General features: G+C 33.7%; 18 protein-coding genes. 7 read left to right on the forward strand and 11 right to left on the reverse strand.

Features of this window, described 5'->3' with window-relative positions; all coding sequences use genetic code 11:
• Positions 1-553: 553 nt before the first annotated feature.
• The 7 genes from ABXT06_RS18295 to ABXT06_RS18325 are packed head-to-tail and all read right to left on the reverse strand — an operon-like array spanning position 554 to position 7,288.
• Positions 554-1,678, reverse strand: coding sequence for an ABC transporter permease (locus ABXT06_RS18295; RefSeq protein ID WP_354592031.1), 1,125 nt, complete (start codon positions 1,676-1,678; stop codon positions 554-556).
• Entirely contained in the window at positions 1,675-2,781 is a 1,107-nt protein-coding gene (locus ABXT06_RS18300; RefSeq protein WP_354592032.1) for an ABC transporter permease, read from the reverse strand. The genes ABXT06_RS18295 and ABXT06_RS18300 overlap by 4 nt, the downstream gene beginning before the upstream one ends.
• Before the next feature lies 1 nt (position 2,782).
• The gene (locus tag ABXT06_RS18305; RefSeq protein WP_354592033.1) at positions 2,783-3,526 is read right to left on the reverse strand and encodes an ABC transporter ATP-binding protein; all 744 of its coding nucleotides are present in this window, start codon (positions 3,524-3,526) and stop codon (positions 2,783-2,785) included.
• Positions 3,516-4,466 carry an ABC transporter ATP-binding protein gene (locus ABXT06_RS18310; RefSeq protein WP_354592034.1) on the reverse strand — a complete coding sequence of 317 codons (951 nt, stop codon included), beginning with the start codon at positions 4,464-4,466 and terminating at the stop codon, positions 3,516-3,518. The genes ABXT06_RS18305 and ABXT06_RS18310 overlap by 11 nt, the downstream gene beginning before the upstream one ends.
• Positions 4,467-4,477: 11 nt before the next feature.
• Positions 4,478-5,380, reverse strand: coding sequence for an HlyD family secretion protein (locus ABXT06_RS18315; protein ID WP_354592035.1), 903 nt, complete (start codon positions 5,378-5,380; stop codon positions 4,478-4,480).
• 11 nt (positions 5,381-5,391) lie between these two features.
• Positions 5,392-6,633, reverse strand: a complete 1,242-nt coding sequence (locus ABXT06_RS18320) for a TolC family protein (RefSeq protein WP_354592036.1) — start codon at positions 6,631-6,633, stop codon at positions 5,392-5,394.
• A 28-nt stretch (positions 6,634-6,661) separates the two neighbouring features.
• A complete protein-coding gene (locus tag ABXT06_RS18325) occupies positions 6,662-7,288 on the reverse strand; it encodes a TetR/AcrR family transcriptional regulator (protein ID WP_354592037.1) in 627 nt (208 codons plus the stop codon).
• 263 nt (positions 7,289-7,551) lie between these two features.
• Between ABXT06_RS18325 and ABXT06_RS18330 the strand changes: the two genes are divergently transcribed.
• Positions 7,552-8,319: a DUF2490 domain-containing protein gene (locus ABXT06_RS18330; protein ID WP_354592038.1), complete on the forward strand. Its 768-nt coding sequence runs from the start codon at positions 7,552-7,554 to the stop codon at positions 8,317-8,319.
• 9 nt (positions 8,320-8,328) lie between these two features.
• Here ABXT06_RS18330 and ABXT06_RS18335 read toward each other — a convergent pair whose 3' ends face one another.
• Positions 8,329-9,306, reverse strand: a complete 978-nt coding sequence (locus tag ABXT06_RS18335) for a YheT family hydrolase (protein WP_354592039.1) — start codon at positions 9,304-9,306, stop codon at positions 8,329-8,331.
• Between the two features lie 250 nt (positions 9,307-9,556).
• On the opposite strand from ABXT06_RS18335, the gene ABXT06_RS18340 reads away from it, so the two are divergent.
• Positions 9,557-10,927 (forward strand): sensor histidine kinase, encoded by a 1,371-nt coding sequence (locus ABXT06_RS18340; protein ID WP_354592040.1) that lies wholly within the window; start codon positions 9,557-9,559, stop codon positions 10,925-10,927.
• Between the two features lie 249 nt (positions 10,928-11,176).
• Here the strand turns inward: ABXT06_RS18340 and ABXT06_RS18345 are convergent, their stop codons facing one another.
• Together ABXT06_RS18345 and ABXT06_RS18350 are read right to left on the reverse strand one after the other, a co-directional pair.
• The gene (locus tag ABXT06_RS18345; protein WP_354592041.1) at positions 11,177-11,866 is read right to left on the reverse strand and encodes an SIMPL domain-containing protein; all 690 of its coding nucleotides are present in this window, start codon (positions 11,864-11,866) and stop codon (positions 11,177-11,179) included.
• 51 nt (positions 11,867-11,917) lie between these two features.
• Positions 11,918-12,556: a rhomboid family intramembrane serine protease gene (locus tag ABXT06_RS18350; protein ID WP_354592042.1), complete on the reverse strand. Its 639-nt coding sequence runs from the start codon at positions 12,554-12,556 to the stop codon at positions 11,918-11,920.
• Positions 12,557-12,674: 118 nt separating this feature from the next.
• Here ABXT06_RS18350 and ABXT06_RS18355 point away from each other — a divergent pair, with 118 nt between their 5' ends.
• Positions 12,675-13,547 carry a lysophospholipid acyltransferase family protein gene (locus tag ABXT06_RS18355; RefSeq protein ID WP_354592043.1) on the forward strand — a complete coding sequence of 291 codons (873 nt, stop codon included), beginning with the start codon at positions 12,675-12,677 and terminating at the stop codon, positions 13,545-13,547.
• Positions 13,548-13,754: 207 nt separating this feature from the next.
• A complete protein-coding gene (locus ABXT06_RS18360) occupies positions 13,755-15,239 on the forward strand; it encodes a glycosyl hydrolase (RefSeq protein ID WP_354592044.1) in 1,485 nt (494 codons plus the stop codon).
• A 70-nt stretch (positions 15,240-15,309) separates the two neighbouring features.
• Here the strand turns inward: ABXT06_RS18360 and glmM are convergent, their stop codons facing one another.
• On the reverse strand, positions 15,310-16,698 hold the full coding sequence (gene glmM / locus ABXT06_RS18365; protein WP_354592045.1) for a phosphoglucosamine mutase: 1,389 nt from the start codon (positions 16,696-16,698) through the stop codon (positions 15,310-15,312).
• A gap of 205 nt (positions 16,699-16,903) precedes the next feature.
• On the opposite strand from glmM, the gene ABXT06_RS18370 reads away from it, so the two are divergent.
• From ABXT06_RS18370 to ABXT06_RS18380, 3 genes are all read left to right on the forward strand, one after another.
• Positions 16,904-17,488 (forward strand): acyl carrier protein phosphodiesterase, encoded by a 585-nt coding sequence (locus ABXT06_RS18370; protein WP_354592046.1) that lies wholly within the window; start codon positions 16,904-16,906, stop codon positions 17,486-17,488.
• A 21-nt stretch (positions 17,489-17,509) separates the two neighbouring features.
• Complete coding sequence (ggt, locus tag ABXT06_RS18375; protein WP_354592047.1) at positions 17,510-19,198, forward strand: gamma-glutamyltransferase; 1,689 nt, start codon at positions 17,510-17,512, stop codon at positions 19,196-19,198.
• Between the two features lie 73 nt (positions 19,199-19,271).
• On the forward strand, positions 19,272-21,056 hold the full coding sequence (locus ABXT06_RS18380; protein ID WP_354592048.1) for a chloride channel protein: 1,785 nt from the start codon (positions 19,272-19,274) through the stop codon (positions 21,054-21,056).
• The last annotated feature ends 72 nt before the right edge of the window (positions 21,057-21,128 follow it).

Consider the following 21,128-nt stretch of genomic DNA (forward strand, 5'->3'; position numbering starts at 1 on the left):
TCCCGTACTACAATGTAACAACACGTAAATAAAAAAACATAAAACACTGAAAAACAAAAACATACATCAAATATTCGTGCGTTTTTTTTCTTACAAATTAAAATCAAAAAATATCATTTTCAATATTTTTTATCACAATGCTTTTTATTGTATTTTTGATAATACTCTAAACAAGAATACTTTAACCCTTTAAAGTCTTAAAAGTAAAATACGATAATTAAGCCAAAGTATATCAGTGTGGAATTTAAGCTTTTTAATGTCGTTTATTTAAATTTCAAAGGACACATAAAAATCCTTCTCTTTCTACTATTTTGTGGATTAAATATAAACCAACATAGCCAAACAAAGACTATAAATGCCGTTAGCGCGGATTTGCAATCTGTGCCTGCAACAAATAAGACACCAAAACAAATCATTAAGGCAAGGTGATACAAAATAATATGCTTTTTTTTAACAAAAAGAACTAACCAATCTTTGTGGCACGAACTATAAATCCACGCGATCATTGTGTTACTCATTGCGGATATAAATCTGCGTAATCGGTGTCTTTCTATTAACTTGTTTTTCTATAGTTATAAATTGCCAATGCATTCAGTACAATGGCAAAAATAAACAAGTACAAAAGCTCTCTTCCAACTTCTTGCAGACCGCTTCCTTTTAGAACTATAAGCCGAACCACTTTTATAAAATGCGTTACAGGAGTAAATTCTGAAATGGTTCTTGCCCAATTCGGCATGCTGTCGGTACTGGTAAAGAAACCGCTCATCAGCATAAAAATCATCATGAAGAAAAAAGCAATAAACATGGCTTGCAATTGCGTATCGGCAAATGTCGAAATCAAAAGTCCTAACCCTAACAAAGCGGTCAAATAAACTCCCGCAAAAAGATATAACACTAAGAAACTGCCTTGCGGAAATATTCCGTAAATCAGATACATTACAATAAGACCAACTGTAAAAACAGTCATTCCGACAATCCAAAACGGAATAAGTTTGCCTAGAATAAATTGCCATTTTTGAATTGGCGTTACATTAATCTGTTCGATTGTGCCTATTTCTTTTTCTTTTACAATATTCAATGCTGTAATAAATCCTCCAATCAAAGTGAGTAGCAAAACCAAAATACCCGGAACCATATAATATTTGTATTCTGCCCTTGGATTGTACCAATTTGTACTTGTCAAAGTAATTAATGAAGGGGATACTGAAGCCGATTGTGGCGGCAGTTTAAATCGTATATCCAAATCATGGCTAAAATCGGCCAGCACAACATTGAGATAAGCATTTCCAATATTCGATTTGGTTCCGTTTATGGCGTCTGCAGCGATATTTACTTTCTGACTTCCTTCTCTCACTAAGTTTCTTTCAAATCCAGAAGGAATTTCCAGAATCAAGTCAGCATCTGCTCTTTCGATAAATTTCAAGCCTTCTAAATAAGAAGCTGGAGCTCCTACAACATGAAAATATCCCGAAGAGCCAATTTTATTAATTAGTTTTTGAGAATACGAACTGTGATCATGATCTACATAAACCACATTTACACTTTTCACTTCAAAATTAGCCGCCAAAGGCAAAATAATCAGCTGGAAAATTGGAACAAAAAACATCATTGCCAATATCGTTTTGTCTCGAAATATCTGGCGAAATTCTTTCTGCAATATAAAACGCAACACTTTCATGACAATCTGATTTTAAATTTTTTCAAAGAGACTGTAAGCAATAAAACTGTCATTACTATTAATATTAGAGTTTCTTTCCAGATGTATGAAAAACCCAAACCTTTGAGCATAACAGCTTTTACAATGATGTAATAATAATGAGACGGAATTAAATGAGAAATAGCCTGAAATATCCAAGGCATATTCTCCAACGGAAACATAAATCCTGTAAGCAATAAAGTCGGCAGCATCATTCCCATCATGGATATCAACATTGCCGTTTGTTGTGAATCGGTTACATTTGAAATAAGTAGACCAAGAGAAAGACAAGTGATAATAAACAAGATGCTTTCTGCAAAAAGAAGCAGAAAACTTCCTTTAATTGCAACATCAAGCAAATAAACGGAAAGAAATATTATCAGTATAAAATTGATTATAGAAAGCACCAAATACGGAATTGCTTTTGCGATTAAAACCATGATGGGTTTAAAAGGCGATACCAGCAAAATTTCCATAGTTCCCAATTCTTTTTCGCGCACAACAGAAACAGAAGTCAGCGCTGTGCTCACAATCATAAAAATCAAAGCGATCACGCCTGGAATAAAGTTAAGCGAACCGTTCTGTTCTTCGTTATACAACTGTCTTAATTCTGGAATTATTTGATAGTTTAACTTCGCAGTCGGATTCAATTCCTGCTGATAATCTCTAACAATCGCGTTTAAATAATTGGTTACAATCGTCGCTGTATTAGGATCTGATGCGTCTGCAATTACCTGAATTTTTGCGCCTCCGAGACGCTGGACATCAGAACCGAAATTAGTTGGGAAAATGACAGCGCATTTTATACTTCCGTCTTTAAATCTATTCTCAATATCGGTATAATTCAAGATTGGATTTTCGACATGAAAATAAGAACTTGACTGTATTTTTCGAATCATTTTCTCGGTATGAATATCGTGTGAATTATCCTGAATGACAATTCCAATATTTTTGACTTCGCTGCTCAGCGCAAAACCAAACAGAACAATCTGCGCGACAGGAAGCCCAAAGAGAATGAGCAAAGTTCTTCGATCTCTGAAAACATGATAAAATTCTTTTCGAATAAAAGCCAGTAATCTTTTCATATTAATCTGATGTTCTTTGGGCATTTCTTGCCAATTCATAAAAAACCTCATCCATAGAAACCGCATTAAAGCGCTTTTTTAAGGCTGTCGGAGAATCTATTGCAGCTACGCGTCCATCAACCATAATGCTTATTCGGTCGCAATATTCGGCTTCGTCCATATAATGGGTTGTGACAAAAACCGTAATTCCGTCGGCTGCCGCTTGGTAAATCATTTCCCAAAACTGTCGTCTCGTTATCGGATCTACACCGCCTGTAGGTTCGTCTAGAAAAACAATTTTTGGACGATGAAATACGGCAACAGAAAAAGCCAATTTCTGTTTCCACCCCAAAGGCAATCCTCCAACCAATTTTTTGGCTTCTTTTTCTAAACCTAAAGTCAAAATCAGATCTTTGCTTCTTTCTTTAATTTCGGGTCTAGAAACGCCATAAACTCCGGCAAAAAATTCAATATTTTCCAAAATAGTCAGATTATCGTAAAGCGAAAATTTCTGACTCATATACCCTATATTCTTTTTAATTTTTTCCTGCTGTCTGTAAACATCAAATCCAGCTACGCTGGCTTCTCCAGAAGTAGGATACGAAAGTCCGCAGAGAATGCGCATAGCGGTTGTTTTTCCAGCACCATTTGCTCCAAGAAATCCAAAAATTTCGCCTTCGCTCACTTCAAAGCTAATTTTGTCAACCGCTTTGAAATCACCAAATTGTTTGGTTAGGTCTTTACAAACTATAGCTTTATTTTCCATTCAGCATTTCTTTTGGTTCTCTAGAATTGTCTTGTTCCCGCATTAGACGAATAAAACTGTCTTCGATTGTAGGTTCTATTTTTTTTACTTCTAAATCTTCGGAATTGTATTTTTGGGCAATCGCTTTTACTTTCTCTTCATCTGGTTGTTCTGAGACTAATGTCAAATGAAGAAATTCTCCAAAGGCATCACAGTTCTCCACCTCATTTTCGGTTCTAAGGTTTTGTAAAAGCTTATAAATATTCTTTGCTTTTACGGCAAAAAGCATTTTAGGAAAACGGTTTATAATTTCCTGCGGTTCATCGACACTCATTATTTTTCCGTTTTGAATAAGCGCAATTCTATCGCATAATTTTGCTTCATCCATGTACGGAGTCGAAACCACAATTGTGATATTTTGTTTTTTAAGTTTTGCCAGCATTTCCCAAAACTCACTTCGAGAAACCACATCAACGCCAGTTGTGGGTTCATCTAGAAATAAAATCTCAGGTTTATGAATCAGTGCGCAGCATAAAGCCAATTTCTGTTTCATCCCTCCCGAAAGTTTTCCAGCACGTCTGTCGTTAAAAGGTTTTATCTGATCGTAAATATCTTTAATCAGATCATAATTTTCTTCAATTGTAGTTCCGAAAATAGTGGCAAAAAACTCGAGGTTTTCTTTTACTGTCAAGTCCTGATACAAGGAGAATTTCCCAGGCATATAGCCTACTTTATTTCTAATTTCCTGAAATTCTTTTACAACATCATGCCCTTCAACAGAAGCTGTTCCGCCATCGGCAAGAAGCAATGTCGTTAAGATTCTGAAAATGGAAGTTTTTCCAGCGCCATCGGGACCAATTAACCCAAAAAGTTCTCCTTTCTGTACTTCAAAAGACACCTCATCTACAGCGACAAAATCACCATACTTTTTAGTAATATTTTTTAATGTAACTGCAGGCATAGACTATTGTTTTATTTTGACCAAAGTACTTCTCCATACATTCCAATTTTCAAATAACCATCATTTTTAACTTGCACTTTTATGGCATAAACCAAGTTGGCGCGTTCGTCTTTGGTCGGAATTGTTTTTGGCGAAAATTCAGATTTGTTTGAAATCCACGCAATTGTTCCTTGATATTCTTTGTATTTTTTTTCTCCTTGATCAATTCGCACTTTAACTTGCTGTCCAATTTTAATTTGAGGCAATTGAGTTCCCGTAATATATGCTCTCAAGTCGAGTGTTTCCAAATTGGCAATTTTATATAATGGTTTTCCAATTACTGCCATTTCATATTGTTCTGCATATTTTGTCAAGACCGTTCCTTTAATCGGATTAACAATCATACTTTTGCTCAACTGATCTTCAATTCCTTTTAACTGAACTCCAACTGTATTTCCTTGCTGAGTTAAATTTTCAGTTGTGGTTTCCAACGAACTTTTCTGAGCCTTAATCTGAGCTTGCAAAGCAGCAACTTTAGAATTTATATCATCCAATTGTTTTTGAGAAGCTACTCCGCCTTTTACCAATTTTTCAGTTCTATTGCGATCTAAAATGGCGTTGTCAAGCTGTCTTTTTAAACTTTCAGTCTGAATTTCTATTTGTGGTTTTCCGCTTAGAATCGCTTTTTCGTTCTGGCGCAATTGCATTTTATTTATAGCAAGCTGCGTACTGTCTATAAAACCTACTTTTTGCCCTACTTCTAATTGCTGGCCTTCTTCTACATTCAATTTCAAAATCTGACCGTTTGCTTCTGCTGACAGAATGGTTTCAACAGCTTCAAAAGATCCTGAAGCATCAAAATCATTTTCTTTATTATTGCATGAAAACATGAATATTGCTGGAATAAGAAAATATAAAAGCTTTATCTTTTTCATAGTGTATAGTATTAATTTCCTTTGATTGTTTGATACTCGTATTCTGCCATAAGCAATTGAATTTCGTGTAATGCTTTTTCTGCACGTGCATTTCCTTCTTTTTCGGTTGCATTTAGTAAATCGATTAGCGGGCCAGCTCCAGTGTCGTATTTCAGCTGATATCCTTCACGAATAGTCTGACGAAGTTTTACAATTTCATCATCGTCTTTTAAAATGGCTTTCTGTCGTTCAATATCAGCCGTTTTTTGATTCATCTGAAATCTAGTATTAAATAAAAATGTCTCTTCCTGAACTTCTATTTTTTTCAAATTCTGCTGTGTCAGCTGTTTTTCGTTTGAATTTTTATATAATCCCTTTATATCCCATCCAACACTAACTCCGGCAACTCCAACGGTAGAAATTTTATTAGTTCCTAAATTAATTCCCGGTGCCAAAACTACCCCTGCGCCAAGTAATCCAACTTTAGGCATAAGGCTGACTTTCTGCATTTCGGACTGTGCATTTACCAGATTCCGCTGACTAGCAAAAAGCTGTTGTTCGGGACGTTTAATAATGGTGTCGAGAATAGAAGAATTAAAAGGTTTACCAAATTTTTCCTGACTGATGTTTTTACCAATCAAATAAGAAAGCATCGTTTGGTAACCTGCTTTAGTATACTCAAAGTCTTTTTTCTGTCTGCTAAGATTAAGTTGTTCAGCTTTCATTTCATCAACATCCGTTTTGTAGGCTAAACCATTTTCGTGAAGTTTTTTAACCTTATCAATATTATTGGCAATAATGGCATTTTGAATTTGAAGCTGTTTCAATTGTTCGTCAATAAGCAATATGCCAAAATAAAGCTGATTTACCCGAGAACGTAAATCGTAAAGCGAAACTTCTACAGAAGCCTTATCTGTGTTTGAAGATGCCTCAATAATCTTTTTCTGTGTTTTGGTAGCTCCTCCATCCCAAATCGTCTGATTGACTTGTCCGAGACCAATAAATTTAAATTTGCTGTCGCTTCCTGAACTTCCCAAAGTTGGAAAATCTCCAAAAACGTATCCTTCAATTGCGGTTAGACTTATTTGAGGCAGATAAGCCTTATTGGCATTACTCAAAGTATATTCTTTGCTTTTTTCAATGAGTTCATATTGTTTTATTAAAGGATAATTCTCAACAGCCAACTGATAACTTTGATCAATTGTCAAGGTCTGTGCCTGTGCTGTTATAAAGGACAAGATTCCAATATATTGAAAGTATAATTTCCTTCTCATTACAGTATAAATTAACTTCTGGTTAGTATTAGGCTTTAAACATCATATTAATCCAGATCGGGATTTTCTTCTTGCGTTCTTGCATTAATGCATCAAACTGTTCTTTTTCTAGATTTCTGCTTCCCATAATAATGGGTTTTGCGATAAATGGGAAAACAACCAATCCTAACAGATTCATCAAAAAATGAAGCGGATTAGGTTCTGTTATTTCCTTATTTTGAACTGCTTCTTGAAATTGTTTGATAAAAACCGACTCATTTACGATTTCTTTAATCGGAAGCCTTTTTAAAAGTCCTTCTGGATTATTACGGATTTCAGTTAAAATAAAGGTTGGAATTTCTGGCTCAACACTGATAAAATCAATGTATCGCTCGGCAATAATCTGTACTTTTTGTTCTAAAGAAGTTTTTTCATCATTCAAAATGACTTTCATACTGCCAATAAAACCAGCAAAAGTTTCGGACATTATAATTTCAAAAAGTTTAGCCTTGCTTCTAAAATAATAATTAAGCAAAGCAAGATTCAAACCTGCTTCTTCAGCAATATCTCTTGTTCGGGTTGCTGAAAAGCCTTTTTTATAAAAAACAGTTTTAGCTGCTGCTTTTATTTTTTCTTCTGTAGTAGAATCTTTTTTATCAGATGCTGAAGTACTCATATTTAATTATTTACAGGCAAAGTTACGCTTTTTACAAACATCTTAAACAAATTTTTTAATCATTTGATTAAAAAATTTGTTTAAGATGTTAAAGATTCCTTTTCAAAAACACATAATAGACTGATATAAAATAAATTAAAACTTAAATATACGATATAATTTCTCATTAAAAAAGAATATCTTTACTCTTATAATTGTTTCCATAATTGCCTTAGACTGATTCAAAAGAAATTTATTTTTTACTAATTTCTATCGTATTTAATATGAAAAACAATTTTATCAGATTCCTGATGATATTATTCTCTTTAAACACATTAGGTCAAACTCAAAAAAAAGAAATTAACCAGCAGCTTCAAACCTGGGTTTCTATCAATACGGTCACCAAATTTGCAGATCATTGGGGTATGATTGGTGACTTTCATATCAGACGGAATGATTTTGTTTCTGATCCTAGTTTTTATTTTATAAGAGGAGGTATCAGTTATATTCCAAATTCAAATATTTCACTAAATTTAGGATATGCACATATGTGGCTTGCTCCGTCAAATCCTGACTGGAGCACTTTTTCTGATGAAAACAGGATTTATCAGCAGGCTCAGTTAAATACAAAATTTGGAAATGTTAGCGTTTTACAGCGTTTACGAAATGAACAGCGCTGGCAGGAAAAAATTGTTAACGATAAATCCAGCGGCGATTGGCGTTTTACCAATAGAATTCGTTATCTGATGAGTTTTACTTTCCGAATTTCTGATAAAAAATCTTGGCCTCAAATGGTTCTTTCAGATGAAATTCTGCTGCATTTTGGAGAAGAAGTTGTTTATAATACTTTTGATCAAAACCGCTTTTTCATCGGAATCAAAAAAAATATAAACCCAAAATGGAGTTACGATTTTGGGTATATGAATGTCTATCAGCAAAAATATTCCGGATATCAATATGATATGAATCATACGATCCGTTTGTTTTTTTATCTGAGTACCAGCATTAGAAAAAAAGCACCTTCTGAAATTGAGAATTCAGGCGATGAATAAATTTATCCTCTAAAACAAAGTATTGTTTGATCTGAAAGATTCAAAAAACGTAAAAGCTCTTTTCTCAGCATAAGAATATTCAGAATCACGAAGCGGAAAAGCACAATGCCCCCCATATTTAGGCGTTTCCAGATAAACATATGCACTGTCTTTGGCAATCATTCTTGGGTAACATCTTTCTCCCAAAAAAGGATCGTCTAGCGAATTAATAATTAAAACTGGAGTTGTAATATTCTTAAGAGAAAACTCTGGAGAAACGCGTTCGTAATAATCATCACGGCTTGCATAACCATGAAGCGGTGCCGTAAAATATTGATCGACCTCATCAAAAGAAGTGATACCAGCAATTTGATCTCGGTTTATAAAATCAGGAAATTGCGCTGCTTTATATTTCAATTTCTTTTTAATATCGATAGTAAAATTCTTTAGATAAACTCTATTAAAACCTTGCTTAAGCACTTCTGCACTTGTAGCAATATGAGTAGGAACCGAAATTGAAACCGCCGCTTTTATACGCTGATCAATTTTTGTCCAACCCAAATAGTTAAGCAACTGAACGCCTCCCATCGAATATCCTATCAAATAAATATCTTCTATCCCCTTTTTCAATGCAAACCGAACCACTTCATCAAGATCGTCAACTGCACCATGATGATACAATCTCGGAAGACGATTCATTTCTCCACCACATGTGCGATTGTTCCAAGCAAAAACAGAAAAACCTTTCTGTAGAAAATAAGCTGCACAGCTGTTATTATACGTTCTGCGCGAATCGCCTTCTAAGCCATGACATAAAATAACCGCTTTTTTTGAGTCATTTAGAATATAGTCGATGTTGATAAAATCTCCGTCATTCAATTCATGCTTTTCTCTTGTATATTCAGGCACTTCGAACTTTTTTATCAAGGCAGCATAAATGGTAGAAATATGCCTGTTGCGATGAATAATCGAAGGAGAATCATATTCTGAATGTTCAATTAATGGCATAACAAAGAGTTTTGTGGTACTTTTTACAAAGCTAAGAAATCAATCAACATGTAATTTAATTCTTTCTTTTTATTTGCTTCCTTTTTTCAATAATTTAACAGTATGTAAATTTAGAAAAACAGTAAAGATTCTAAATAAAACTAATTGTTAAATATGCAATAACAAGGCTCATGAAGCGCCAACTCTGGTCTGAATGTTTACTTTATTTGTATATTTGTAAAATCGATTTCCAAAAAGCAAAATCCTTTTAATGTTTGAACTTTTACCAGTAGATCCAAAAACCATTTTTCTGCTTTATTTCTGGGGTAATTTTTTTACCTGCCTCCTTATTTTTAGTTTTTCGTTTTCGTATGCCAATAGTGATAACAGAAAAATATTAAAATGGTTTGGATTAGGTAAATTAATACTGACTCTTGCATGGATATTGGCTCTTCTACGAAATATAATCCCTGACTTTGTTTCTATCAATATTGCCAATTCTATGATTTTTGGCGCTTGCTGTTTCGAAACACTTGCAATGCTGTCACTCATTAAAGCTCATGCAAAAAGACAGTTTCAAATTCAGATAGCCATAACATCTGTAGCTATATTGCTTTTTAATATTTCAACACTTTTTTATGCCTCAATGAATACTCGTGTTATCATTGGCGGTATCGGTGTTTTTGCCATCTACTTATTGCCTACAATTATTTATTTTATAGAAAAAGAAAAAAGCTTTTTCAAAACTTTCTATGTTTTGTGCTACACCGGATTCGAAATTCTAATTGTAATACGAATAATCCATAGATACTTATACCCTCAAGATCTTATCATTTCCAATGATACTTTCGATAGTTTTTACAGCATCTGTTTGTTTCTTTTGACTTTAATCGGAATTGTTGGCTTTTTGCTTTTGGTAAAAGAAAGACAGGATCATAAAATCAAAAAGCTTTTGAGTGATAAAAACCAGTTTTTCTCTATTATTTCACATGATTTAAGAGGACCTTTAGGATCATCGGTTTCTCTTTCTGAAATTTTGCTTGAAAATATAGAACAATACAGTCGTGAAGAAATAAAAGAGATATCAGAACTATTGCATGACTCCAACAAAAATATATACAAACTGCTCGAAAATTTATTAGAATGGTCAAGGGTTCAAACCGGAATGATTACTTTTCATCCTAAAAACATATTGCTAAATGCATTAATTGAGGAGAATATTGAACTAAGCAAAAATGTAGCTTTAAATAAAAATATAACCATCTCTTTTGAATCGGCTTTTCTTGTTGAGGCAGAAGTAGATAAAAATATGATTAGTACCATTTTGCGTAATCTTCTGAGCAATGCCATTAAATTTACAGACAAGAATGGAGAAATTAAACTAAAACTGATCAAAACCAATCAGAAAGCGGAAATCTCTATTACAGATAACGGAATTGGAGTGCCAGATTACATCAAAGAAAAGTTATTTAAAATTAACGGAAAAGTATTGCAGAAAGGCACAGAAAACGAACTCGGAAGCGGCCTCGGACTGCTACTCTGTAAAGAATTTGTAAATATTCATAAAGGAGAAATCTCAGTAGAAAGCGAACAAGGAAAAGGAAGCACATTTAGATTTACGCTTCCGCTAAAGATTGTTTAAATTCTAATATTTTGAATTAAATTCCAATCCTAAAATTCCAAATTCCAATACTCGTTATGTCTTCCCGAGCGGAGTCGAAGGACACATACCGAAGAACACACGGTAATTATTTTGCACAAGATCCTTCGTACTCTGCTCAGGAGGACAAGCTGCGTGTAAATTCTTTAGAAAAAATCTAAAATAAAAAAAATCCAAATCCCAACATAGAATTGGAATTTGGATTTTTAAATATTGATATTTTATAAACGTTTAGTCTAGCACAAAACTTACACTAACATTTGCAGTAATTTCGATTTCTCCAATTGCTAACGTTTCGTTTGCAGCTCCTGCAGCCATACTATCCATTGCCATTGCTTTCATATACATTGGCTGTGGACGGTAAATTTGAGAGTTATCAGAGATTGTAAACGCTTTACCTACTTTTTGTCCTAAAACAGAAACGTATTCTTCAGCTTTTGTTTTAGCATCTTTCATCGCTAATTTTCTAGCTTCAGATTCGTATTGAGTTAATTTAGAAGATTCAAAAGAAACTCTGTCGATTCTATTGATTCCTTGCTGAACCAAACCTTCCATTAACTCATCATACTTAGACAAATCTTTCACTACGATTTCTACCGTTTGTGTAGCGTTATAAGAAGTTTTCTTTTTCTCATAATCGTACTGCGGATTAAGAGCTACTTGTTTTGTTTTAAAATCTGCTGTCGGGATATTCATTTTTTTGATGAATTTTAAAACAGCATCCATCTTTTCGTCGTTTTGTTTTTTAACATCTTTAGCATTATTCCCTTTTGTTTCAACCGAAGCTGAAATACAAACCTGATCAGGTGCTACTTTTACTTTTCCTTCTCCATTAACATTAATTAGAGGTATTTGTTTGATTTCTTGGCCGTAAGACATAGTCATAAACATGATTGTTAAAAATAATACTAGTTTTTTCATTTTTGTTAAATTTTAATGTTTGAAAAGAGCATTCCAAAAGTTATGCCAAGCTTACAATTTTCCCAATTTTGCCATTCCAAAAAGTATCAAAATCGGAATTGCAAGCAGAATTACCATCAATGTATGGTCTGCAAATAATGATGGCATTTTTATCAAAGTAATCAAATAGCCACCTATAGCACCTCCAACGTGTGCTGTATGCCCAATATTGTCATTTTTGGCTTTCATTCCGTATATTGAATACAATAAATACAAAATTCCAAAAATATAAGCCGGCATTGGTATGACAAAAAATATTCCGAGCATCATATCGGGTTGCAGCAATATTGCAGAATATAAAACTCCGGTTACTGCTCCAGACGCACCAACTGCTCTATAACTATAATCATTCTTATGAAATAGCATAGTAAGAAGACTTCCGAAAATTAAACTTCCAAAATAAACTAAAATAAAAGAAAAATTACCAAGCCAATTTAAAACTACTGGAGCAAAAAAATACAAAGTCAGCATATTAAAAATCAAATGCATCATGTCTACATGCAAAAAACCCGAAGATAACATTCTGATCTGTTCTCCTGAACGAATGCTTCCTACATGAAATTCGTATTTTCTAAAAAAATAAAGGTCATTAAAACCTTTGTAACTAATAACAACGTTCGCAACGATAATCGCTATTAAAATAATATTCATAAGTAATAATTAATGTGAATTCAGAATTGTAAATATAATCATTCTTAAAGATAAGTTAGCAAAAAGCAAAATAGCAGTCGTTAATCATTTTTAATTTATCTTTGTAAAAAAAATTTAAATGCAGTTTCTTGTTTATATTTTAGCCTATCCTTTACTTTGGCTTATCTCTATATTACCATTTCCTATATTCTACTTGTTCTCAGATTTTGTATATTTTCTGGTTTACAGAGTTATTGGTTATCGTAAAAAAGTAGTTCGTGAAAACTTGACGTTAACTTTGCCACATTTAAGCAATTCTGAAAGAAAAGAGATTGAAAAGAAATTCTACAAGCATATGTGTGATATGTTTTTAGAAATGATTAAAACCATGAGTATGTCTCCTGAAGAAATGGAAAGGAGATTTCAAGTGACCAATATTGATCTTGTTCAGGATTATGCCAAAAAAGACAAAAGTGTTATTCTTGTGGCTTCACATTATGCAAGTTATGAATGGCTTTTAACGACAAATCCTAAACTTGGATTCCAAGGGGTTGCGGTCTACAAAAAACTGGCCAACCCATATTTTGACAAGTTGGTTCGAAAGATCCGTACTAAATACAATACCGAAATGATCGAAACTAGGAAAGCAATTCCAACAATGGCACAGCACCAACGTGATGGAGTTTTAAGTCTTTATGGTTTAGCGAGTGATCAGTCTCCAAAATTGGATCGTATTTTCCACTCAATGAAATTCATGGGAATTGAAGTTCCTGTACATACGGGAGCAGAAATGTTAGCAAAAAAATACAATTTGGCTGTAATTATGGTAAAAGTAAAAAAAATAAAAAGAGGATATTACGAAGCTACATTCCTTTCTCTTGCTGATAATCCAAAAGAATATCCAGATTTTGAAATTACAGAAATGTATCTGAAAGAAGTTGAGAAACAAATCCTTGAAGAACCCGAATTTTATTTGTGGACACACAAAAGATGGAAACATCGTATTGAATAATATTTCAAAAATATTTTACATAAAAGTCCGAGAAACAGTATTTGTTTTTCGGACTTTTCTTTTAAAACTGATCCAAAAACACCAAAGTATGCCCTATACATCAGATTTGATGTGTTTTTGTAATGATTTTTTTGAATGGATAAAAAAAGGAAACAATTTAAATTTGGCTCTTCTCTAATTATCTAAAAAAAACAAAAATCATTAACCATGATCAAAAAACTATTTTTTTCATTTTTATTATCGTTTCTCTTTTTTTCTGTTTTTGCCCAAAGTCCAAAAAGAGGAATTGCTTACGGATACCATTCTAAAGCCGATATGGAGGCCTTAAAACCAGGACTTTCTTGGTGGTATAATTGGTCGCCAGAACCTGATAGTGATTTAAGAGCTAATTATGAATCACTAGGAGTTGAATTTGTACCAATGGCATGGGGAAAAGTCAACGACAATGAAGTTCAAACTTTTATCAATAAAATAAAGCCTGGAGCTAAATATCTTCTAGCATTTAATGAACCCAATTTCACTGACGGAGCTAGATTAACACCGCAAGAAGCAGTTAATGCATGGGTAAATATAGAAAAAATTGCTGCTGCCAAAAATCTAGAAATTATAAGTGCCTCACCTGCTTATAACGGGCCAAATAATTATGGGGGCATTTCTGATCCTGTTGTCTGGCATAATCAGTTTTTTCAATTATGCCCTAACTGCAAAGTAGATTATATTGCTTTTCATACTTATGATTCTAGTGCAGGATCTGTAATTGGAGTTACTGGAAATTTAAAGCGATTCAATCGTCCGCTTTGGATCACTGAGTTTGCAAATAGAGTTATACAGACAGCGGATGAAAAGATAGCTTTTATGAAACAAATTTTAACTAGCTATGAAAATGACCCAGACATTTTCCGTTATTCATGGTTTTCGGGAAGAGTAAATCCAACTTGGACCGATATGCTAGAAGGACAATTATTAAGTTCCACCAGCGGTATTCTAAGACCCATAGGAACCGAATATATCAATGTTCCTTATACAGCAAAAAAAACAAATGTTCCTGGGCGCGTTATTGCCAATAAACATTATAGAAGAAAAGGAACTGGTTTACAGGCTACTTTAGATTCAAACACGGGACAAAATGTATGTTACATCAACGAAGGAGACTGGAACGAATTTATGCTGAATGTTGCCAATGCGGGAACGTACAACTTAACTTTTAGAGTCGCTTCTCCTGTATTGGCAGGAAAATTTGATATTCTAGTAAATGATGTTGTGGTAAAAGCCAATGAAACTTTCCCTCCAACAGGTGACTGGCAGACATACACTAACAAAATTGTCAATGGCGTTGTATTGCCAAAAGGCGAAGTGTATTTAAAAATCAAATTCAAATCAAATGATTTTAATTTTAATTTCATTGATTTTGCTGTTGCCAATCTTGGTGTTAACGACAATGAGCTAGAAAAAGAGAGTTTTACTATTTATCCGAATCCTGTAAAAACACAAGCTACTTTGCATATTAAATCGAATACAACAGAGCCTGTATCTATCCAAATAATTGATATGAAAGGAGCTATTTGTTTTTCTTCTTCCGATTATTTTACAAATGAAGATATTAAAATCGGAGATAAACTTCCAAAAGGCGTTTACCTTGTAAATGCTTCGTATGGAAAAATTAAAAAATCAATTAAAATCATTAAAAACTAAAGATTAACCGAATAGAAAAAGCCTCTTTAGATATATCCAAAGAGGCTTTATTTATTAAGAAACTGAAATTTTAAATTCCAGCAATTACTTTAATTTCATCAATAATTCGAAGCGCTAATTGATCTGCAGCTTCCTGAGAAGGAGCTTCAGTATAAATACGAATAATTGGTTCAGTATTCGATTTTCTTAAATGAACCCATTCTGTAGCAAAATCAATTTTTACACCGTCAATTGTCGAAATATCTTCATTTTTATATTTCTCTGTCATTTGAGTTAAAATCGCATCAACATCAATTTGCGGCGTCAATTCAATTTTGTTTTTGCTCATGTAGTACTCAGGGTAAGAAGCTCTTAAAGCAGAAACTGGCATTTTTTTGTTTGCCAAATGCGTTAAGAATAAGGCAACTCCAACTAAACTGTCTCTTCCGTAGTGCAATTCAGGATAGATAATTCCACCGTTTCCTTCACCACCGATTACAGCATTGTTTTTCTTCATCAATTCTACTACGTTTACTTCGCCTACAGCACTTGCTTCGTAGCTACCGCCGTGTGCTTTAGTAACATCTCTTAAAGCACGAGAAGATGACATATTAGAAACTGTATTTCCTGGAGTTTTGCTCAAAACATAATCTGCACATGCAACCAAAGTATATTCTTCACCAAACATTTCCCCATCTTCGCTAATGAAAGCCAAACGATCTACATCTGGATCTACTACGATACCAAAATCTGCTTTTTCTTTTACAACAAGCTCAGAAATATCAGTTAAATGCTCTTTTAATGGTTCTGGGTTATGAGGGAAATGTCCGTTTGGTTCGCAATATAATTCAACCACTTCAACTCCCATTAATTTTAAAAGTTTCGGAATAATAATTCCTCCAGAAGAGTTTACACCATCAACAACTACTTTAAACTTAGCTTCTTTAACCACCTCAATATCAACCAATGGCAAGTTTAAAACTTCATCAATATGAATATCCATGTAAGCATCGTTTGAAATAACTTCGCCTAAACTGTCTACATCAGAAAAATCGAAAGCTTCTGCTTCGGCAATTTCAAGAATTTTAGCTCCGTCTGCACCGCTTAAAAATTCACCTTTTGCATTTAATAATTTTAAAGCATTCCATTGTTTTGGGTTATGAGATGCTGTTAAAATAATTCCTCCGTCAGCTTTTTCCAAAGGAACAGCCACTTCAACGGTTGGCGTTGTAGAAAGTCCAAGATCAATCACATCGATTCCTAAACCAATAAGTGTATTCACAACTAAATTATGAATCATTGGTCCAGAAATTCTAGCATCACGGCCAATTACAACTGTCAATTTATCTTTAGCAATATTATTTTTTAAGAAAGTTCCGTAAGCCGATGCAAATTTTACTGCATCAACAGGAGTTAAATTGTCTCCTACTTTTCCTCCGATCGTTCCGCGGATTCCAGAAATAGATTTTATTAGAGTCATTTTTGTGAGTTAGGGTTATTTTTTTACAAATATAAAAAAGTTACTGAGTTACTAAGGTGCTAAGTTTCTAAGATTTTAAATTTAACCTATAAGAAACTACTTGCATCTCGTTTTTTTATAACAAAATCATTTAAAAAAGTTTTTATACATTTACTAAATAACTTAGAATCTTTACAGCGTTTAGATTCTTAGAAACTTAAAAAAAATGAATTTCTTAGCGCATATATATCTTTCTGGAGACAATGATTTAATTAAAATCGGGAATTTTATGGCGGATGGAATTCGCGGTAAGCAGTTTGAGTATTTTCCTGATGATGTCCAAAAAGGAATTTTACTGCATCGATTCATAGATACTTATACCGATTCTCACGATATTTTTAGAAAAAGCACCAAACGCCTTCATGATAGGTATCATCATTATGCAGGAGTTATTGTAGACATTGTTTACGATCATTTCTTAGCCAAAAACTGGGCACAGTATTCTGATGAAGAATTAGAGCTTTTTGTTAAACGTTTTTATCATTCTTTACATGACAATTATGATATTTTAACCGAAAAAACACAAGGTTTAATGCCTTATATGATTGAAAGAAACTGGCTTTTAAGCTATCGTACTACTGAAGGAATCCAGAATATATTAACTCAAATGGACAGAAGGTCTAAAAACATTTCTCAAATGCAGTTTGCTGTCGAAGAGCTTGTTGAATTTTATGATGAATTTGAAGAAGAATTTACACTCTTTTTTGAAGAAATGAGATCGCAAGCTAAAGAAAAACTGCTTTCTCTTTAAGCCAATTTAATTTTAGTACACATGAAAAAAATTACGATTTTAATCGCCCTTTTATATATAAGCTACGGCAATGCACAACAGACAGCTCCAAATCCGACTGGATTGGTAGTTACAAAAGCAATGGTAGTTTCAGCTCGCGAAGAAGCTTCAAAAATTGGTTCTGATATTATGAAAAATGGAGGAAACGCTTTTGACGCCATGGTCGGGACAGAGTTAGCCCTTGCCGTTGCTTTTCCGTTTGCGGGAAACATAGGCGGCGGCGGATTTATGGTGTATAGAAAAGCAAATGGCGAAGTTGGTTCTTTAGATTATCGTGAAAAAGCTCCGTTGGCTGCTACAAAAGATATGTTTTTAGACAGTGAAGGAAATGTAATAAAAGGGAAAAGCACTCAGACAGCACTTGCCATTGGCGTTCCTGGAACTATTGCTGGTGTTTTTGCTGTACATAAAAAATATGGTACAATGCCCATTTCCAAAATCCTTGAACCTGTAATTGCCTTAGCAGAAAGAGGTGTTGTGGTGACCAAAAAACAAGAAAAAAGCTTAAAAGATTATCATGAAAGCATTCTAAAAATAAACGGAGAGGATTCTCCAGCATCAAAAGCTTACAAAGAAAGTGATACAATCAAATATCCAGCACTTGCGAAGACTTTAAAAAGAATTCAGAAAAAAGGAAGAAACGAATTTTATAAAGGTGAAACTGCAAAAATATTAGTCAATTATCTTAAAGAAAAAGGCGGTATTATCACGATGCAAGATTTAGCCAAATACGAAGCCAAATGGAGAAAACCTTTACAATTTACTTATAAAAATTTAAAAATCACTTCAATGGCTCCGCCAAGCAGTGGTGGGATCTGTCTCGCTCAAATCTTAAAAATGCTAGAACCTTATGATTTAGCCAAAATGGGTCATAATTCGGCTGATGCCATTCAAGTAATTGTGGAAGCAGAAAGAAGAGCATATGCAGACAGAAGCTACTTTTTAGGTGATCCAGATTTTGTCAAAATTCCACTGAAAGAATTATTGGATGAAAATTACCTTCGTGAAAGAATGGCAAGTTTTAATCCTGAAAAAGCAACTTTGTCTAGTGAAATAAAAGAAGGAAAAGTGAATTATGCCGAAAGTACAGAAACTACTCACTATTCAATTGTAGATCAATTCGGAAATGCTATTGCTGCCACAACAACGCTGAATGACGGTTATGGTTCTAAATATTATTGTGATGAACTTGGTTTCTTTTTAAACAATGAAATGGACGATTTTAGTGCCAAACCTGGTTCCCCAAATATGTTTGGTTTAGTTGGAAATGAAGCCAACAGCATCGTTCCGCAGAAACGAATGCTAAGTTCTATGACGCCAACAATTGTAGAAAAAAACGGGAAATTATTTATGGTTGTTGGAACACCAGGAGGCTCAACTATTATAACTTCGGTTTTACAGACGATTCTAAATGTCTACGAATACAATCTAAGCATGCAAGAAGCGGTTAATGCTCCGCGTTTTCATCATCAATGGTTGCCCGATTTAATCACTTTCGAGCCTAATACTTTTGAAACCAAAACCATTGACAAACTGAAAGCTAAGAGTTATATTATCAACGAAAAACCAACTCCAATTATCGGAAAAGTAGATGCAATTTTGGTTTTGCCAGATAATAAATTAGAAGGAGGAGCTGACTTTAGAGGCGATGATAAAGCCGTTGGTTTTTAACAAGTCGTAAGTTTTTATTTTTTTAATCTAACATTATAACCTAATTTTGTAAGAACGATAATTTTAAAACAGAATGCTTAAAAAATATTTCAGAAGACTCGAAAGCATCATTGCTTTGGCACAATCCTTAATGACTCCAAAGCAGTTTCTTTTTTTGTCAAGCGTTCTTATTGGAATATCTTGTTCCCTTGCAGTTATTGTACTTAAAACTTTCGCGCATAGCGTATTCTCTTTTGCCACCTACATTAACGGAATCCTGAAATTGAGTTTCATTAACAGTATTTTGCCCATAATTGGTATTACATTAACTGTTTTTGTCGTAAATAAAGTTCTTAATGGAAGTATTCAAAAAGGGACTTCGCAAATATTATATGCGGTTGCCAAAAAAGCCAGTATTATTCCGAGAAAGCAGATGTATGCACAGATTGTCACGAGTTCGTTAACGGTTGGTTTAGGAGGTTCTGCTGGTTTAGAGAGTCCAATCGTAATTACTGGAGCTGCATTTGGTTCAAATTATGCCCAGAATTATAAAATGCAGTATAAGGATCGCACTTTGTTAATTGGATGCGGAGTTGCAGCTGGAATCGCAGCAGCATTTAACGCCCCAATTGCTGGTGTTCTTTTTGCTATTGAGGTTTTATTGGTAGATGTAAGTATTTCTGCTTTTACACCTATTATGATTTCTGCGGCAACGGGCGCTTTAGTTTCTGCTATTGTTTTGGACGAAAGCATTCTTTTGAGCTTTAAAAAACAAGAATCTTTTGATTACCACAATATCCCGTTCTATGTAATTTTGGGAGTTTTAACTGGATTGGTTGCCATCTATTACTCAAGAAATTTCCAGAGAGTTGAACATTATTTTGCCAAACAGCAAATCAATCCTTATAAGAAAGCTTTAATCGGTTCATCTTTACTGGCACTGTTAATTTTTATATTTCCAACACTGTTTGGTGAAGGATACGAAAGCATTAAAACCTTATCTGATGCAGATCCTGGACAATTATTAGATAATACACTATTTGCCGATTTCAGAAATAATCAGTGGGTCTTGCTTTTATTTATTGGCGCCACTATGATGGTTAAAGTATTTGCTTCAGGATTAACTCTAGGAAGCGGCGGAAATGGAGGAAACTTCGCTCCTTCTCTATTCTTAGGATCATATTTAGGATATTTCTTTTCTAAGCTAGTTACAATGATAGGTTTATCAAAACTTCCTATCAGTAATTTTACTATGGTCGGAATGGCTGGAATTCTGAGTGGTTTATTTCATGCGCCTTTAACTGCAATCTTCTTAATTGCTGAAATTACAGGAGGTTACGGATTAATGATTCCGCTGATGATTGTTTCTTCCATTAGTTTTGCCATTTCTAAACGTTTTGAAAAATATTCGCTTGACGTAAAAGGATTAGCGAAAAAAGGTCACGCCTTTACAAGCAACAAAGATTCAAACATTTTATCAACTTTAGATATTGATTCAATTATTCAATGTGATTATTTAACAGTTCATCCAGATGAAAATCTAAGCAAATTAGTAGATCTTATTTCGCATTCCAACCAAGTTGTTTTTGCAGTTGTTAACAATGAGAAAGATCTGGTTGGAGTTGTTCATTTTAATGATATTCGAGAAATTATTTTTAATACTTATCGCGTAAAATACACTTTAATAAAAGATGTAATGAAAGCGCCTTCTGCTACAATTTCTACACTAGACAGCATGGAAATTGTAATGAGAAAATTTGAAACTACAAAATCTGCTTTTCTTCCAGTTCTAAGAGACGGAAAATACCACGGATTTATTTCTAAATCAATAGCGCTTGAAGCTTACAGAACAAAACTTCGTTCTATGACAATTGAATAAGCTTAATATCGGATACGTTAAAAATTTTTATTATCCGATATTAAGAAGTTCGCCTGCAAAAAATAAAGCTAC

This window comes from Flavobacterium sp. UW10123 (genome assembly GCF_040538975.1).
Classification (GTDB): Bacteria; Bacteroidota; Bacteroidia; order Flavobacteriales; family Flavobacteriaceae; genus Flavobacterium.